At 54.8% G+C, this 301-nt stretch carries 1 protein-coding gene; it reads right to left on the bottom strand.

Annotation, left to right across the window (positions count from 1 at the left end; genetic code table 11):
* Positions 1-152 (bottom strand): TRAP transporter small permease (locus tag ABMC89_RS19015; RefSeq protein WP_439655680.1); only part of this gene is annotated, 152 nt, incomplete at its 3' end.
* Positions 153-301: the final 149 nt, after the last annotated feature.

Here is a 301-nt window from a genome sequence, read left to right as displayed (position 1 = left end):
CGCGAAGGGATCGTCTCAATGGCGACGTGAAACCCTTCACGCAGTCCAACGGTCGCATAGAGCAGCACCAGCCAGGCAAAGAGAATGATCGCCAGTTCCTCGGTCCAGCTGGGCGGTGAACCGAGGAAATACCGCATCAAAACCTGTGTCACCAAAAGGCCAAGTATCACAAAGATTAGTCCGACACATAAATTGGCCACAAGCCGCGAGATCACGCGGCTTGTGGTGTCGATCAGAGATGCAATTTTCCTCACCGGACCAATCCAGTTGCGTCAGTTCGAGGACACGGCTTGAAGCGCGC

Source organism: Sulfitobacter sp. HNIBRBA3233 (assembly GCF_040149665.1).
Lineage (GTDB): Bacteria > Pseudomonadota > Alphaproteobacteria > Rhodobacterales > Rhodobacteraceae > Sulfitobacter > Sulfitobacter marinivivus.
Note: the sequence above shows the minus strand (reverse complement) of the source record. Positions and strands in the feature narration are given on the sequence as shown.